At 50.3% G+C, this 16,862-nt stretch carries 16 protein-coding genes; 12 read left to right on the forward strand and 4 right to left on the reverse strand.

The genetic code is table 11. The annotated features are described in order from the left end of the window. The first annotated feature begins 26 nt into the window (after positions 1 to 26). The 11 genes from infC to tsaD all read left to right on the forward strand — a co-directional run bounded on the left by infC (position 27) and on the right by tsaD (position 10,390). Entirely contained in the window at positions 27 to 542 is a 516-nt protein-coding gene (gene infC / locus V7R82_RS01140; protein WP_023392344.1) for a translation initiation factor IF-3, read from the forward strand. 22 nt (positions 543 to 564) lie between these two features. Continuing rightward, positions 565 to 762 carry a 50S ribosomal protein L35 gene (gene rpmI / locus V7R82_RS01145; RefSeq protein ID WP_023392343.1) on the forward strand — a complete coding sequence of 66 codons (198 nt, stop codon included), beginning with the start codon at positions 565 to 567 and terminating at the stop codon, positions 760 to 762. A gap of 30 nt (positions 763 to 792) precedes the next feature. Continuing rightward, positions 793 to 1,146, forward strand: coding sequence for a 50S ribosomal protein L20 (gene rplT / locus V7R82_RS01150; protein ID WP_023392342.1), 354 nt, complete (start codon positions 793 to 795; stop codon positions 1,144 to 1,146). A 95-nt stretch (positions 1,147 to 1,241) separates the two neighbouring features. Beyond that, on the forward strand, positions 1,242 to 2,984 hold the full coding sequence (locus V7R82_RS01155; RefSeq protein ID WP_338542933.1) for an ABC transporter ATP-binding protein: 1,743 nt from the start codon (positions 1,242 to 1,244) through the stop codon (positions 2,982 to 2,984). A 1-nt stretch (position 2,985) separates the two neighbouring features. Further along, the gene (locus V7R82_RS01160) at positions 2,986 to 4,752 is read left to right on the forward strand and encodes an ABC transporter ATP-binding protein (protein ID WP_338542935.1); all 1,767 of its coding nucleotides are present in this window, start codon (positions 2,986 to 2,988) and stop codon (positions 4,750 to 4,752) included. A gap of 270 nt (positions 4,753 to 5,022) precedes the next feature. After that, complete coding sequence (locus V7R82_RS01165) at positions 5,023 to 5,922, forward strand: haloacid dehalogenase-like hydrolase (protein WP_338542937.1); 900 nt, start codon at positions 5,023 to 5,025, stop codon at positions 5,920 to 5,922. A gap of 19 nt (positions 5,923 to 5,941) precedes the next feature. Further along, on the forward strand, positions 5,942 to 7,390 hold the full coding sequence (gene nagE / locus V7R82_RS01170) for an N-acetylglucosamine-specific PTS transporter subunit IIBC (protein ID WP_338542939.1): 1,449 nt from the start codon (positions 5,942 to 5,944) through the stop codon (positions 7,388 to 7,390). Between the two features lie 178 nt (positions 7,391 to 7,568). After that, on the forward strand, positions 7,569 to 8,318 hold the full coding sequence (tsaB, locus tag V7R82_RS01175) for a tRNA (adenosine(37)-N6)-threonylcarbamoyltransferase complex dimerization subunit type 1 TsaB (protein ID WP_338542940.1): 750 nt from the start codon (positions 7,569 to 7,571) through the stop codon (positions 8,316 to 8,318). Then, positions 8,290 to 8,883 (forward strand): ribosomal protein S18-alanine N-acetyltransferase, encoded by a 594-nt coding sequence (rimI, locus tag V7R82_RS01180; protein ID WP_338543720.1) that lies wholly within the window; start codon positions 8,290 to 8,292, stop codon positions 8,881 to 8,883. Before tsaB ends, rimI (V7R82_RS01180) begins: the two co-directional genes overlap by 29 nt. 11 nt (positions 8,884 to 8,894) lie before the next feature. Continuing rightward, on the forward strand, positions 8,895 to 9,380 hold the full coding sequence (gene rimI, locus V7R82_RS01185) for a ribosomal protein S18-alanine N-acetyltransferase (RefSeq protein WP_338542942.1): 486 nt from the start codon (positions 8,895 to 8,897) through the stop codon (positions 9,378 to 9,380). After that, positions 9,377 to 10,390 (forward strand): tRNA (adenosine(37)-N6)-threonylcarbamoyltransferase complex transferase subunit TsaD, encoded by a 1,014-nt coding sequence (tsaD, locus tag V7R82_RS01190; RefSeq protein ID WP_338542943.1) that lies wholly within the window; start codon positions 9,377 to 9,379, stop codon positions 10,388 to 10,390. Before rimI (V7R82_RS01185) ends, tsaD begins: the two co-directional genes overlap by 4 nt. 153 nt (positions 10,391 to 10,543) lie before the next feature. Here tsaD and V7R82_RS01195 read toward each other — a convergent pair whose 3' ends face one another. The 4 genes from V7R82_RS01195 to V7R82_RS01210 form a co-directional block, all read right to left on the reverse strand. Next, on the reverse strand, positions 10,544 to 12,502 hold the full coding sequence (locus V7R82_RS01195) for an ABC-F family ATP-binding cassette domain-containing protein (protein ID WP_338542945.1): 1,959 nt from the start codon (positions 12,500 to 12,502) through the stop codon (positions 10,544 to 10,546). Positions 12,503 to 13,410: 908 nt separating this feature from the next. Next, positions 13,411 to 13,683 (reverse strand): hypothetical protein, encoded by a 273-nt coding sequence (locus V7R82_RS01200; protein ID WP_338542947.1) that lies wholly within the window; start codon positions 13,681 to 13,683, stop codon positions 13,411 to 13,413. Positions 13,684 to 13,715: 32 nt separating this feature from the next. After that, positions 13,716 to 14,060 carry a hypothetical protein gene (locus tag V7R82_RS01205; protein WP_338542948.1) on the reverse strand — a complete coding sequence of 115 codons (345 nt, stop codon included), beginning with the start codon at positions 14,058 to 14,060 and terminating at the stop codon, positions 13,716 to 13,718. 12 nt (positions 14,061 to 14,072) lie between these two features. Then, positions 14,073 to 15,341 carry a DUF1576 domain-containing protein gene (locus V7R82_RS01210; protein WP_338542950.1) on the reverse strand — a complete coding sequence of 423 codons (1,269 nt, stop codon included), beginning with the start codon at positions 15,339 to 15,341 and terminating at the stop codon, positions 14,073 to 14,075. A gap of 211 nt (positions 15,342 to 15,552) precedes the next feature. Between V7R82_RS01210 and V7R82_RS01215 the strand changes: the two genes are divergently transcribed. Next, a complete protein-coding gene (locus V7R82_RS01215; RefSeq protein WP_422388384.1) occupies positions 15,553 to 16,845 on the forward strand; it encodes a glycoside hydrolase family 125 protein in 1,293 nt (430 codons plus the stop codon). Positions 16,846 to 16,862 lie beyond the last annotated feature (17 nt).

The following is a 16,862-nucleotide window of genomic DNA, read 5'->3' on the forward strand; positions in this document are numbered from 1 at the left end:
GGAGGTGGACTACCATCGTTAAAGAAATGATCATTAACGAAGATATCCGCGCACGTGAATTACGTGTGATTGGAGACAATGGTGAACAAATCGGAGTCAAATCACTTAATGATGCGCTCACTATTGCAGAATCTTTCGGACTTGACCTAGTACTTGTCTCACCAAATGCCAAGCCACCTGTTGCTCGGATTATGGACTACGGTAAATACCGTTATGAGATGCAGAAGAAGGAAAAGGAACAACGGAAGAATCAGAAGATCGTAACCGTCAAAGAAGTTCGTCTTTCTCCTGGTATCGAAGACCATGATTACCAAACCAAATTACGCCAGGCCATCAAGTTCCTCGAACATGGTGACAAGGTCAAAGCCAGCATTCGTTTCCGCGGGCGGGCCATCACCCACAAGGAATTGGGTCAAGACGTATTGGAAGACTTCATTGATGACACCAGCCATGTGTCAACGGTTGAAGCTCGACCAAAAATGGAAGGTCGCAGCATGTTTATCGTGCTAGCCCCATTAGCCCAAGCGGCGCAACAAGACTAATCTTTTTATAGGAGGAATTCCCATGCCAAAACAAAAAACACACCGCGGTTTAGCAAAACGCGTTAAGAAGACTGGTTCAGGTAAATTGAAACGTTCACACGCTTTCACTAGCCACCGTTTCCATGGTAAAACTAAGAAACAACGTCGTCAATTACGTCAAGCTGACTTAGTATCTAATTCAGACTACAAACGTATTAAACAACAAATTTCGCAATTATAATACTAGAGAAGAACCAAGGAGGAATTTACTATGCCACGTGTTAAAGGTGGATACGTTACCCGTCAACGTCGTAAACGTACATTAAAATTAGCTAAAGGTTACTACGGTGCCAAACATCTCTTATTCAAGACCGCTAAGCAACAAGTAATGAAATCTTACATGTATGCTTACCGTGACCGTCGTCAGAAAAAACGTGACTTCCGTCGTTTATGGATTACCCGTATCAACGCGGCAGCTCGTATGAACGGGATCAGCTACAGCGTCTTAATGAACGGCTTGAAGAAAGCTGGCGTTGAAGTGAACCGTAAAATGTTGGCTGACTTAGCAGTTCACGATGCAGCAGCATTCACTGCTTTAGTAGAACAAGCTAAGAAGGCTTTATAAGAAGCGGATTAAGCAGATAAATGGAGGCAGGACCGGTCGGTCGATGCCTCTATTTTTTGAATTTTAATCAATCAATAACAAAAAGGAGGTTCTATATGCAGTACATTTGGCGTTATTTACGCAAGCAACCCAAGCTCTTGTTTCTAGATTTCTTAGGGGCTTTTTTCTTTGTCTTAGTTAACTTGGGCCTGCCGACCATCCTAGCCCGTATGGTAGACGAAGCCATCCTACCTCACGATGTCAGCCGTCTCTATTACTGGTCTGTCATCATGTTCCTAGTGATTCTGGCCGGGGTGGCAGGGCGAATCCTGCTCTCCTACACCGCCAGCAAGCTAACTACCGAGATGATTCGGGAGATGCGTAATGATCTCTATGACAAAATTCAGCAGTTCTCCCACCATGAATATGAGCAGATTGGGATTTCTAGTTTGGTAACCCGGATAACTTCGGATGCCTTCGCGCTCATGCAATTTGCCGACCAAAGTCTGCGTCTGGGGATGATTACCCCCTTTATGATAGCATCTTCCATGGTCATGATTCTGGTAACCAGCCCGTCCCTGGCTTGGTTGATTTTATTGGCGGTACCACCGCTAGCCATTTCCATCTGGTTTTTGGCCAGAAAGTCGACGCCCCTGTCTAAGCAACAACAGAAGACGCTAGATAAGATTAACCAGTATGCCCGCGAGAACCTATCCGGTTTGCGGGTTATCCGGGCCTTTGCGCGCGAGGATTTCCAAGAGGAACGCTTCGATGAGCAAAACCAATCCTATACCGAGACTTCGTCCCGTCTCTTCAAATTAATGGGTTGGGCTAACCCGCTCTTCGTCCATATCTTGATTTGGATGATTGTGGCCATTGTTTGGTTTGCCTTGGAGCCAATCGCTCAGGGTTCACTCCAAGTGGGGAATCTGGTAGCCTTTGTGGAGTATGCCTTCCATGCTCTCTTCTCCTTCATGCTCTTCGCCAACCTCTTCATGATGTATCCGCGGACGGCCGTATCGGCCGCCCGGTTGCAGGAGGTCATGGATCTACCTATTTCCATTGATCCAAATCCCAAGGGAGTGACTGAGACGGAAACGCGGGGTTATCTGACCTTTGAGAATGTGACCTTTGCCTATCCAGGCGAGACAGAGAGTCCGGTGCTTCATAATATTAGCTTTGAGGTTAAGCCTGGCCAGACCATGGCCTTTATCGGGTCGACCGGGAGCGGGAAGTCATCGCTAGTCCAGCTCATTCCACGCTTCTATGATGTCACCCTGGGGAAAATCCTGGTGGATGGCGTCGATGTCCGCGACTACAACCTCAAGGCCCTACGCCAGAAGATTGGTTTTATTCCGCAGAAGTCCCTGCTCTTTACCGGGACCATCGGCGACAATTTGCGTTATGGTAAATGGAATGCCAGCGAAGGTGAGTTGGAGAAGGCTAGCGATATCTCCCAGGCGCGGGAATTTATTCATAGCCGGTCTGAACGCTATGAAGCCTTCCTAGAAGAGGGCGGCAGCAACCTGTCAGGGGGTCAGAAGCAACGCTTGTCTATTGCCCGTGCCGTAGTGAAGCGTCCCGATATCTATATCTTCGACGATTCCTTCTCGGCCCTGGACTATAAGACTGACGCCCAACTGCGTAAGCGGCTCAAGGAAGTGACCCAGGAGGCCGCCGTCTTGATTGTGGCTCAACGCGTGGGGACCATTATGAATGCTGACCAAATCATCGTCCTCAACAAGGGCGAAATCGTGGGTCGCGGGACTCACCAAGAATTAATGGCTAGCAACGAGATTTACCGTGATATCGCCAATTCTCAGCTTAAGCAAGCCAGTCTAGATGAGGAGGCCATGTAAGATGAATAAAAAAGTATCTAGTATCAAGCGCCTCCTGCCTTATATGAAGCCATATGGCTTGTCTTATTTCTGGGCAATCCTCTTGACCATTGTGAGCGACATTGCCTCCGTCTTGGAACCCTTCATTTGGGGTTTGGCCCTGACAGAAATCTCGCGGGGTAGTGTGGCCATCCTGCAAAAGCTACCGGGCGCTAGCCTCAATTACGCCTATATTGGCTGGATTCTAGTTATCTATTTCTTCCGTGGTTTGACCTATCAAGTGTCTGCCTATCTAGCCAATGTGGCCATCACCAATGCCGTCCAAGGGACTACTCGGGATCTGCGTCAGGCCATGAATCAGAAGCTCAACCGCCTGCCGGTCTCCTATGTGGACCAACATCAATTTGGTGACCTCTTGGGCCGTATGACCGGTGATGTGGAGTCCGTTTCTAATGCCTTGCAACAGAGCCTGCTCCAAATTGTCAATGCCGTCTTCACCCTTGGCTTGGTGATAGCCATGATGATTTGGCTTAACGCAAGCTTGGCCTTAGTGGTCATTATCTCTATGCCACTGTCTTATTGGGTGGCTAAGAAGGTCCTGGTTCTATCTCAGCCTTATTTCAAGGGCCAGGCCGACGCCTTAGGTCGCCTCTATGGCTTTGTCCAGGAGAACCTAACGGGTTTCAATGTCATCAAGCTTTATGGCCGGGAAGAACAATCCGCCCAGGAATTTTATGACATTACCCATAATTTACAACAAGTAGGCTTTAAGGCGACCATGGTGTCTTCGATGGTCATGCCGCTGGTAGGCTTCATCTCCCACATGACCTACTTGCTCCTAGCGCTGCTGGGGGGCTTGGCCGTCTTGCAAGGGGTGCTGACTATCGGGAACCTGCAAGCCTTCGTCCAGTATGTCTGGCAGGTCAACCAACCGATTCAAACGATCACCCAGCTGACAGGTGCCTTGCAGTCAGCTAAGTCTTCCCTGGACCGGATTCTAGAATTGATGGATGCGCCCGAAGAAGTGGTGAGTGCTAAGGCTCATTTGGCAGGGCCGCTAACGGGGCGGGTCAGCTTCCAGGACGTGGCCTTCCACTACCAGGAAGATAAGCCTCTGATTCGTAACTTCAACCTAGAAGTTGAGCCGGGTCAAATGATTGCCATCGTTGGGCCGACAGGTGCCGGTAAGACCACTCTGATTAACCTGCTTATGCGCTTCTATGATGTGACCCAGGGGGCTATTCTAGTAGATGGCCTGGATATCCGGGACTTGCCACGTCAGGAATTGCGCCAGCAGTTTGGTATGGTCCTCCAGGATGCCTGGCTCTATGAAGGGACCATTAAGGACAATCTGCGTTTCGGTAACTTAAACGCTACTGATGAACAAATCGTGGAAGCAGCTAAGGCAGCCAACGTGGACCACTTTATCCGGACCTTACCGGGTGGTTACAATATGAAGATGAACCAGGAATCCAGCAATATCTCCTTGGGTCAGAAGCAACTGCTGACAATCGCCCGGGCCTTGCTGGCAGATCCTAAGATTCTGATTCTGGACGAGGCCACCTCGTCAGTGGATACCCGTCTGGAGCTCCTCATCCAGAAGGCCATGGGTCGCTTGATGGAGGGGCGGACCAGCTTCGTTATTGCCCATCGTCTGTCGACCATTCAGGAAGCCGATAAGATTTTGGTCTTACGTGATGGCCAGATTATAGAACAAGGCAATCACGACAGCCTCTTGGCAGCCAAGGGCTTCTACTACGAGCTCTATCAAAGCCAATTTAATCAATAAGCCCATAAGGTTAGGATTTTGTCCTAACCTTATTTTTGTAATTGGACTAGACAAAAAAGTGTCACAATAGTGCGGATTAGATAGCTTATAGTTTTATCGCCCAAGTGTTGCCTATCGGAAGGGGAGTCAAAATTAAGCTGAAATTTATCTCAATTAGTGATATGCTGTATTTAGGGGAGAAAGGCTTTACATTAAGGGGTTTCAGGACTATAATGAAGGCAAGACGTATCCTAGAATACGTTTCAAAAATATTTGGAAAGGAGGAGAAGCATGGCTCATAAACGTTTGTTGTCTTGTACAGCCAGTGAGGTCAAAACTTTGACAGCCGCGGAACTAAAACAAGCCATTAAGGCCAGTGAAGGCCGTATTATCTTGGCGGAAACAGTGGTCACCAAGGCGCCGCTAATTGAAGGGGTGAGCAATGCGGAGATGATGCGGGCATTTAGTGCGGATATGCTATTATTGAATGAATATGATCTATCCACCAAATTTATCCATAGTTTGCCTGCCATGGACGCGCCCATTGCCTACCTCAAGGAATTAACTGGTAGACCTATGGGGTTGAACTTAGAACCGGTTGACCCAAGTGCTGAAGCGCTAGAAGATTGGATTGACCTACCTGAGGGCCGACGTGCTACAGTAGAGAACTTCCAAGCCGCTAACCGAGAGGGATTTGATTTCTTGGTCTTGACGGGTAACCCTTCGACAGGGGTTAGTCATCAGGCCATTGAAGCCACGGTGCGGCTAGCTAAGCAGCATTTCAAGGGACTGGTCTTTGCAGGTAAGATGCACAGTGCCGGGACCGGCGAGAAGGTGGTCTCTGAAGAGCATTTGTTAGCCTATATGGCAGCAGGTGCGGATGGCGTCTTGATTCCAAGTGTGGGGACCGTGCCAGGTGTCAGAGAAGACCAGGTGGCGCGGATTGCCGATCAGGTCAAGGACTTGGGCGGCTTAGTTATCTCAACCATTGGCACCAGTCAGGAAAGTGCCGATAGTGGGACCATTCGCGAATTTGCGCTAGCCAACAAACGCGTGGGTACAGATATTCATCACATTGGCGATGGTTCCTATGGACGCATGCCAGATCCAGAGAATATTCTGGCCTTGTCGCTAGCAATTAGAGGGAAGCGGCATACTTATTTCCGTATGGGACAATCAGTATTAAGATAGAAAGTAGGAAAAAACAATGATGTCATATTTACAAAAAATGGGTCGCTCTTTGATGCTACCTGTTGCCATCTTACCAGTGGCTTCCATTTTAATGGGGATTGGTTACTGGATTAGCCCTGCTGGTTTAGGTGTTCCAGGCCAAACCGGGACCAACCCAGTAGCAGTCTTCTTGATTCAAGCAGGTTTAGTCTTAATCGACAAAATTCCACTCTTATTCGCCGTTGGTTTGGCTGTTGGTTTAGCCAAAGATAAGAACGGGGCAGCCGGTCTCAGTGGTTTGGTAGCCTTCTTAATTATCACGACCATCCTATCTAAGGATGTTGTGGCTCAATTACAAGGGGTAAAACCAGAAGAAGTGGCTTTGGCTTTCTCTAAGAGCACTAACGCCTTCATCGGGATCTTATCAGGGATCATCGGTGGGGAAATGTACAACCGTTTCAAAGATGTTAAATTACCAACCGCTCTAGGTTTCTTCAGCGGTCGTCGTTCTGCGCCAATCATGGCAGGTCTTGTAGCATCACTTGCTGCCCTTGTCTTGCTCTTCGTATGGCCAGCAGTCTTCAGTGCTTTAGTAGCCTTTGGTAAGTCATTTGTTGGCTTGGGCGCAATCGGTGCTGGTATCTATGGTTTCTTCAACCGTCTCTTGATTCCAGTTGGTTTACACCATGCCCTCAACGCTGTCTTCTGGTTCGACGTAGCTGGGATTAACGATATCGGGAACTTCTGGGGTAACACTGGGGTTCTAGGTCAAACTGGTATGTACCAAGCTGGTTTCTTCCCAGTCATGATGTTTGGTTTGCCAGGGGCTGCTTTGGCAATGTACCGCAATGCCAAAGACAGCAAGAAAAAAGCTGTATCAGCCCTCTTAGTGGCGGCTGTCTTGGCTTCCTTCTTAACCGGGATTACCGAACCACTTGAGTTCGCCTTCATGTTCCTAGCACCTGTTCTTTACTTGGTGCACGCTGTCTTAACAGGGGTATCCTTGACAATTGCAGCCTTGTTACATGCTACTGCAGGTTTCAACTTCAGTGCTGGTTTGATTGACTTTATCTTAACTAGCCGCTTGCCAATGGCTAACAATCCTTGGCTCTTGATTGTCTTAGGTCTAGTAATGTTCGTTGTTTACTTCTTTGTCTTCGACTTCTTAATCAAGAAATTCAACTTCACCACTCCAGGTCGTGAAGAAGATGAGTCCACTGAAGGCGATGCTAACATGACCGTTAAAGCTAGCGACTTCAACATTCCTTTATTAATTGAAGGTTTAGGTGGCAAGGACAACATTGAAGCAACTGACCACTGTGCTACTCGCTTACGTTTAACCCTAGCTGACACTAGCAAGGTTGACGAAGCTAAGATCAAATCTACCGGTGCTGTTGCAACGCGTGTCCTCAACAAAAAGAACGTGCAAGTCATTATCGGGACCGAAGTACAATTCGTTCACGATGCCTTAGCAGCACAAGTAAAATAAGCCAGTCTATTGATAGAGTAGATAAAAAAAGCGTTGGTAGCCTGAGGGCTCCAACGCTTTTTCTTATGGCTTGACGAGAGAGGGCAAAAGGCTGGTTTTCTAGCTTCTGGCCTCTTCAGTTGCTGGTCACATTGTGTTAAAATAGATAGGTGATAAATCAGAGAAGGAGGCGAGCGGCATGGCCAAGCTTGCATTAGATACGGCGACGGAGGCACTGTCAGTGACAGTCATAGATGATGCGGACCGGGTGCTAGGGCATACCAGCTTAGCGGCAGGCAAACAGCATGGGGAGCGTTTGGTGCCTGTTGTGGCCCAGTTGCTGGAGGATTGCAATGTGGACCGCCAAGCCGTGGATAGCCTCTATGTGGGGGTAGGACCCGGCTCTTATACCGGCGTGCGTATTGGGGTGACTCTGGCTAAAACCTGGGCCGACAGTCTGGGTCTAGCCCTCTATCAGATGTCTTCCCTGGCCCTGCTAGCAGCACAAGCTAATGTGGCAGTAGGAGACTACATTATTCCCCTCATGGATGCCCGCCGCTTGTCAGCCTACACGGCCCTCTATCAGCAGACAGACCAGGGGCTGGTGGCAGTGACGGCGGATTGCCATGCCGACTGGCAGACTTGGCTGACGAATGAAGCTCGCCAGCATTTGCAGGCTGGCACCCAAGTCCTGATGATTGGCCAGCATCTGGCGCCATTTGCTGAGGTCTTTAGCCAGGCCTTGCCAGATGTCAGCCTTAAGACGGTGGAAGGTTGGACCGCCTATCCTCATACCGATAAGTTCCAGCAAGTCGCCCATGAGCGGGTGGTAGAGCCGGCCCTCTTGGAGCCTGTCTATGGCCATTTGACCCTGGCGGAACAGGAATGGCTAGCCAAAGAAGGAGGCGCCAGTGTCGACCATGCAGCACTTATCCACTATTATTCGTGAGTTCTGGCAGGAGCGGGTACTAGGTCGCCATTCCCAGGATGCTAGTCAGACGCCACCCAAGCGTCATGCGGCTCTTGATATCAGCCAGTTTCAGCCCCAACCCTTGGGCGCGGGGGCCTATCTACGGCAATTAGTCGAAGAGGACTTGCCTGAGCTAGTGGCCTTGGAAGAACTCTGCTACGACGGTTTTCTGGCCTGGACCCTTAAGGATTTCCGGACCGACTTCCGTTATAATCTCTACGCCATCTACTGGGTACTGGAAATTGATGGCCATATTCAGGGCCTGATTTCTGGCCGTTGCCAGCAAAAGACCGCTCACATCAGCCATCTCTTCATCCACCCGCGCTTTCGGCGCCAGGGCTATGCCCGTCGCCTGGTGCAACGCTGGTGTCGTTGCGTCAGCCAAATCGGCAGCCGGCGGGTGACCTTAGAGGTTCGGGCGACCAACCAGGCCGCTCAAACCCTTTACCAGGGGCTAGGCTTTGAAATTGAACGCCTAGTGCCCAACTACTACCACACCATGCAGGAGGATGCCCTCTTCATGGTCTATGACTGTCAGCAATAGGAGGTGTCGGCATGGACAGCAAACATTATCAGGTGGTGCCCTTCACCGGCGCCCAGCTACCCGAGGCCTTCCGTCAGGTTATTATTGAAGGCAATCAGGCCTTGCACTGGAATGAAGCTCAGAGTCGGGACGACTTCCAACTGGACCAGACCGAGTATTACCTGCTGCTAGACCATGATCAGGTGCTGGGTTATGTCGGCCTCCACCATGTCTTGGATGAAGCCACCCTCAACCTAGTCTATATCCAAGCTGACTTACGGGGCCAGGGCTTGGGGCGCCAGCTCCTGGATTTCGTCTTAAATCAACTAACCCATCGGGGCATCCGCCATGTCTTCTTGGAAGTGCGCCAGGCTAATGCAGCGGCCCTGGGCCTCTACCAGCAGGCCGGCTTTGAAACCTTAATCGTCCGGCCACGTTACTATCAAAATCCGGTGGATGACGCGGTCATTATGCAAAAATTACTAAGTCGATCAGAAAAGGAGGGGGAGCCTTCATGAGTCAAGTAGTTCGGATTATGGCCTTTGAATCGTCTTGCGATGAGACCAGTGTGGCCATTGTCGAAGACGGCCAGACCATCTTAGCCAATGTGGTGGCTTCCCAGGTCCAAAGCCATATCCGCTTTGGCGGGGTGGTGCCCGAGGTAGCCAGCCGCCATCATGTGGAACAAATCAGTCAGGTCACCCGTCTGGCCTTAGAACAAGCTGGCGTCACTTGGCAGGACATTGATGCCATTGCGGTCACCCAGGGGCCTGGCCTAGTCGGCGCCCTCCTAGTCGGGATTACGGCCGCCAAGACCTTGGCCTTGGTCCACGACAAGCCCTTGATTGCGGTCAATCATTTGGCCGGCCATATCTATGCCAGTCAAATCGGGCAGCCACTAGCCTTTCCCCTGCTGGCCCTGATTGCTTCGGGCGGCCATACCGAGTTGGTTTATATGCCTGAGCATGCAAGCTATCAAGTCGTGGGAGAGACCCAGGATGATGCGGTCGGCGAAGCCTATGATAAGGTCGGGCGCCTGCTGGGCCTGCCTTATCCGGCCGGTAAGCATATGGACGCCTTGGCCCATCAGGGTCAGGACACCTATCCGGTACCACGGGCCATGCTGCAAGAAGATAACTTGGACTTCAGCTTTAGTGGTATGAAGAGCGCGGTCATGAACCTAGTTCATAATGCCAAGCAAAGGGGTCAGGAGCTGGTGACGGCTGATTTGGCCACCAGCTTCCAGCAGGCGGTTGTCGATGTCTTGGTGGGTAAGACCCTCAAGGCTTTGGCGCAATATCCAGTTAAGCAATTTATTCTAGCCGGGGGTGTGGCCGCTAACTCTGGCCTGCGTCAGCGTCTCAGCGAGGAATTGGCCAGTCGCTATCCTGAGCTTGAAGTTCTGATTCCGCCTCTATCCCTCTGTGGCGACAATGCGGCCATGATTGGGGCGGCCGCCTATCCGCTTTATTTACAAAAAAGATATAGTCCACTGACCCTCAATGCTAAGCCTGGCTTATTCTTATAAGCTAGGCTATTTTTTCTTCTTGGGGGCCAAAGTTTGCGCACTAAGGGTCACTAAATCGATTTAAGCCAATGAAAAAAGGCACTGAGATTTAAGTCTCAGTGCCTTTTTGCTTTCCCGATATATCATATATGATATATCGGGAAAATGCTAAACTTAGGCTAGAAAGTCTTCCAAGGCCAGGCTGGCACTTTCCCAGGCTTCTAAGGCCTCAAGTTGGGCAGCTTCAGCCTCTTGCAGGTCTTGGTGGAGCTGGGCTAGCTGGCTCTGGTCATTGGCCAAGGCAGCCGTCTCCATCTGGGTGTGGAGTTGGGCGATGCGAGCCTCCCATTGGGCGTGGCTGGCGTCTGCCTGATCCACGGCTTCTTCCAAGCGGCGGCGTTGACGCTTGGCTTCTTTCATGGCTTGATAGTCTTGTTGGGCCGGATTAGCTGAATTGGCCGCCTTAGGCTCAGTGCCTGCCTCGCTAGATTGGCTCTGGGCAATTAAGGCTTCTTCGGCCTTCTTCTCCTGATAATAATCGTAGTCGCCTAGGTAGGTCTTGACGCCTTGCGGGGTGACTTCGACTACTTGCGTCGCCAAGCGATTGATGAAATAGCGGTCGTGGGAGACGAAGAGCAGGGTGCCATCGAAGGCAATCAGGGCATCTTCCAGAACTTCCTTGCTGTCGATATCCAAGTGGTTGGTCGGTTCGTCTAGAATCAGGGTGTTGTCGTGCTCGGTGGCTAGCAGGGCTAGACTGAGCCGGGCCTTCTCGCCCCCACTCAGCATGGAGACCTTCTTGAGGACATCATCGCCCGAGAAGAGGAAGCTGCCTAAAATGGTCCGAATGACCTTCTCGTCGGTAGTGTCATGAGCTTGCCAGAGGGTTTCTAAGACGGTCAAATTCTCGTCAGGCAAGACCAGGTTCTGGTCGTAGTAGCCGACTTGAACGCCCGTGCCAAAGCGATAGGTCCCTGCCAGGGCAGGCAACTGGCCAATCAGAGTCTTGAGCAGGGTGGTCTTGCCGACCCCGTTAGGTCCTACTAGGGCGATGGCTTCTTGGCGCCGGACCTGGAGGTTGAGGTCCTGAGCGACCGGCGTGGCTTCATAGCCCACCGCCAAATGATCGACGGCGAGAACATCTTCACCGGAGTCCTTGGCTGCCAGGAACTGGATGCGGGGCGCCTGCTTGTCTTGCTTAGGCTTGTCTAGGCGGTCCATTTTCTCCAACTGCTTGCGGCGACTTTGGGCCCGTTTGGTCGTTGAAGCCCGCACCAGGTTACGTTGGACGAAGTCTTCGAGTTTTTGAATGGTAGCTTGTTGGGCGGCATAGGCCTTCTCCTCAGCGGCCAGACGCAGGGCCTTCTCTTCCACATAGTAGCTGTAATTGCCCTTGTAGGTGTGGAGACGATGATGGCGCAGTTCCAGGACCTGGTTGACTACCTTATCCAGGAAATAACGGTCGTGGGAAACCAGGAGGAGGGCGCCCTTGTAGCCAGTCAGGTAAGTTTCTAGCCAGGCTAGGGTAGTCATGTCTAAGTGGTTGGTCGGCTCGTCCAGAATCAGCAGGTCATAGTCCATAAGTAGGATGCGGGCCAGGGCAAGGCGGGTCCGTTGCCCCCCGGATAATTGGCTAACCGGCGTGGCATAGTCAGCTTCGTAGAAACGGAAACCGTGTAGAACGGTCCGGATATCGGACTCAATAGCATAGGCATTGCGTTGGGTTAGGGCCTCCTGGAGTTGGTCGTAGCGCTCCAAGGCAGCCTGGTAGGCTGGCGCTTGGGTGTCATCAGACAGCTCAGCTAGTCGCATGGCGGCTTCCTCAGCTGTCTGGCGTAGGGCCAAAGTCTCCTGGAAGACCGCTAGCATGGTATCCCAGATGGACAGGCTGTCGTTCCATTCGGTCCGAACATGTTGGGCCAGGTAGCCGATTTTTAGGCCTTTGGCCTTGGTGATGGAACCGTCCGAGATTGGCTCCTCGCCCATGATTTGCTTAATCAGGGTGGACTTGCCGGCCCCATTACGGCCCACTAGGGCAATGCGGTCTTGAGTTTGGATATTGAAGGAGACCCCTTCATAGAGGGTGTCATCGGCAAAGCGCCGAGCCAGGTCATTGGCTTGTAGTAGAATCATAGTAGGCGATTCCTTTCTATCAGTGTCTCTATCATTATACCTTGAAGATTCAGGACCTTCAAGGAAAGAGAAGGGACGAATTCTCGGAGACCGGAGGGCGGGTTATCGTCATCTTGTTCTTCAATATTTTAGGCCTAGTTCGGGTTAACCCGAACTGGGTGGGTAATCTTGAAAAGCAAAAAAGTCATAGGGGAAGATTTTATTGCCTTTATATCAATAGCAAAGTGTAGAAAACATTGAGAAATTTAAATTAGTCCAAGTATTTTTTAGTGGAGACAAGGCTCATGTTTGGGACAAAAGAGAGAGTTAGACGGCGAGAAATCTGTTGGAAGACTGGCCTGGCCAGGCTAGAGCCGGTCCGGCTCCAAATGCCTGCTTTAGGTTTTAATGCCGAAAGGCGATTACGAGTTCTCGCCACAAAGGCCGAGAATTAAATTATCTTGCTTTTCAATATTTTACGCCGAGTTCGGGTTAACCCGAACTCGCATAAAGATACTGAAAAGCAAGAAAGTGATGGTGGTGTCTATTATTGCTGTGCTATCAATGTTCATCGGAATAATATGGATAGAAATGTAAAATGGCCAGAATAATTTTTGTTGAAAATAGCCAATGGAGGCATAAGCCTGACACAACTAGATAGCTACTTTAGGTCCAAAGACACTCAGAACCGATAGACGCTAACTCCAAAACAATCTTGCTAATCAATATTTGGCAGCGAGTTGTGGTTAACCACAACTCGTATCAAAAAACTGAAAACCAAGAAGTTTATAGTGACTCCTACTATGAATGTTTTGCCAAGAGTCATCCCAAAAATATTAAGCAAAATCTAAAATACCCCAAAAAAATTTTACCTCAAATCTTATCAGGCCAGCCACAAAAAAAGAGCTCCCAAGGGGGCTCGTGTCTATTTAGTTAGCAACTTGTGACCGGTCATATTCATAGAGACGGGTCAGGACATAGGCTAATCCGCAGGTCACACCATGAGTGATGCTGATGTGCTGGGTTAAGAAGAGGGGTGCCACATAAATCAAGATAGCCAAGGCACCATAGAAGTGCGGTTTGTATTGTGGGAAGCGACGGACATAGCGCAGATAAATCATGGCGAGCACATAGCCCCAGATGGCACCACCCGTAACAGGGTGTAAGAAGAGTTGATAAGCTGGCATGCGGAGAAAATCCATGGGGGAAACAATCCTTTCTACTAGTGACTAAATTATTTGATTTTGTAACGTCTGATGGTAAGAGTCAAGACGCCGTCTTGGAAGCCACCCAGGGCTTCGTCAATGGCCTTGCCCAGGAAGCTGTAGTCATGGCCGGTGCAGTGACTACCCAGGAGGGCATTGAAGTATTCGTCCACTTCGATCTCCCGCGGGCTTTGCAGATCCTTGAGTAGCTCTTGGAAGCTAGCGGGTTCGGCCTGACAGGGCGCTTGGACGGTCATTTCAATGACTTGGTTGCTAGCCTTAAAGTCCAGGTTAAAATCATTAAGGCCATTGTCTAAGAAATAGGAGACAATCTCCTTCATAATACGCGTTGCTTTGTGTTTTTCGATATTCATAGGGGGCTCCTTCTAATCATCATAGGCGTGATGGTTGCTGCGCAGGGTATCATAGATGGGTACCAGGAAGGCGGCGACAAAGCCACCCGCAAAGCCGTTGTTATAGAGGCTCATGCCTGCGTGTAAGCTAAAGACCATACTCACTACATTATAATGCAAAAAGCCTGCGACTGCACCATAAATGATGCCATAATGTCCAGCAATTGGCGCTAGGGTGGTCCCAAATAAGATAGGCACCCAAACCGAAGATTGGGCGGGATCTTGGCCTAGCAATAAGGCAGCTAGCAGAATGCCGGCTGAGATAGGCAGGCAGTTACGTGGGTGCTTACCGAAGGCGGAGAAACCCATGACCCCTAGGATACCGCCCAGGATAGGTCCATTGAATTGGACGCCCAAGGCTAGGGCCAGCAGCAAGTAGAGGCTGCCGTTAAGGGCCATATTGAAGGCTGCCGTCCCGAAGCCAAAGTGAGCTAGGAAGTCATCCGGTGTCCGACCGGCCCGGCGCAAGAGTTTGCCGTAGTTGGCTTTGACTTCTGTCCGTTTGAAGACCGCTAGGCCAAAGAGGCCTAGCAGGATGCCTAGCAAATAGAGGATTAAGAGGCTATGATGATCTTGACTGAGGATGCTGAGGCTAGGCGCCTCTAGCTTGAAGTAGCGGAAGCTAATGGTTCCGAACATGGCGATAAGGCCCATGGCGAAACCAAAGTTATAGAGGTTAAAGCCTTGGTGGAACTTAAGGTATTGCTCAGCCAAAGGCGCCGAGATAAAGCCAACGCCGGTGCCAATCAGGGCAGCCAGAATTAGCGACCACCAGGACAAGCCAGGGGCGATGGCCCAGAAGGAGATAAAGGGTGCTGCCGAAGTGGCGAAGAGGCTGACCGTGGTCAAGGAACCGAAGGATTGGCCGGTCCAGCGACTATAGAGGTAGACCCCATAAATAATAGGTAGGATATTCAAGACATGGGTCCCGAAGAGGGCGTGGCCAGCAAAGATACCGGCGGCTGCCGCTTGCAAACCATTAAGGCGTGACCGGGTGTTCGTGTAGATGAGAATGTAGGCAATGACAAAATGGCAAGCCACATTGAAGAAAGTGGCCGCCATACCCATGGCCGTAAAGTCGGTCATTAGGTAGCTTTGTTTACTTAAAATTTGGCCGTAATCAGACCAGAGGCTTCCAGCATCTGGCATCAAAAAGCTAAAAATAAAGGTATAGAGGGCCAGCACTAAGAGACTAGACTTCTTGGTGGGCCGCAGGAAAGATGGGATAGTAGAATCAGCCATGGGAACCTCCTTATCAGCTGCTAATGTTAGTATAGCACAAAGGAAAGGCTTTCGCGGGGTTTTTTGCTGTTTTTCTGAGGGGCTTATATTAACAAATTATAGTTGTTTTAGCAAAAAATAGAGAAGTCTCTGACAAGACTTGATTTAGGGTAAGCGCTTAGCAATAATAGAGGATAGAGGAGACTCGATTCGTGATGAGGAGGAAGAAAAAATGGCAATGCCAGTATCAACTGAATTAAAAAAATATATGGAAAAGATTTGTGATCAAGCCCGGGCGGTCAATCCCCGTTGGGCGGAGGTCTTTCATGAGTGCTTCCTAAATACCCTAGAGACCACCATCGAACGCCTAGAAGATGGCAGCACCTTCGTGGTGACCGGGGATATTCCGGCTATGTGGCTGCGTGACTCGACCGCACAAGTACGGCCTTACCTAGTCTTAGCTAAGGAGCATGAGGACATCTACGACATGATTGCCGGTTTAGTCCAGCGCCAATTTGGCTATATCTTAATTGACCCTTATACCAATGCCTTCAACCAAGAACCAAATGGCCAAGGCCACGGGGCGACCGATCACACGCAAATGAATGACTGGATTTGGGAGCGCAAATACGAAATTGATAGCTTGGCCTATGCCATTCAGTTAGCTTACCTACTTTATGTCAATAGTGGCCGGACCGACCACTTAACAGAGACTGTCCGCAAGGGGTTGGTGACTATTCTAGACCTCTGGCGCACAGAGCAAGACCATGCAGGGTCTAGTCCTTATCGCTTTGTGCGTGACACTGACCGCCAGGAAGACACCCTGCCTTTTGATGGCAAGGGCTCACCCGTTGGCTACACCGGCATGACCTGGTCTGGCTTCCGGCCAAGTGATGACCGCTGCACCTACCACTACCTGGTGCCATCCAACCAATTTGCCAGCGTGGTCTTGGGCTATGTGGCAGAATTGGCGCCATTCTTGGGCTTGAGCCAAGAAGAAATCGAACTAGCGGCCGCCCTTAAGGATCAAATCCAGGCCGGCATTGAGCGTTATGGGATCATTCAAAACGCCCAAGGTCAAGCAGTCTATGCTTACGAAGTGGATGGTTTAGGCAATGCCAGCATCATGGATGATGGCAATGTGCCAAACTTACTTTCCCTGCCTTACTTAGGCTTCTGTTCAGAAGATGATCCGATCTACGTGGCCACACGGCAGACCGTTCTGTCGCCAGAGAACCCTTACTACTACAGTGGCAAATTAGCCAGTGGCTTGGGCTCCTCCCATACCTGGGATCAATATATCTGGCCAATTTCCCTCTCTATGGAAGGTTTAACGACTAGCCATAAGGCAGAGAAGGCTCGGATTTTAGACTTGCTGGTCAATACGGACGCCGGCACCAACCAAATGCACGAATCCTTCCACGTGGACGATGACAGTCGTTACACCCGGGAGTGGTTCTCCTGGTCTAATATGATGTTCTGCGAACTACTATTAGACTACTTCGATATTCGCGTTAAACGCTAGAAAGACATGAGGCAATA

Source organism: Abiotrophia defectiva ATCC 49176, assembly GCF_037041345.1.
Classification (GTDB): domain Bacteria; phylum Bacillota; class Bacilli; order Lactobacillales; family Aerococcaceae; genus Abiotrophia.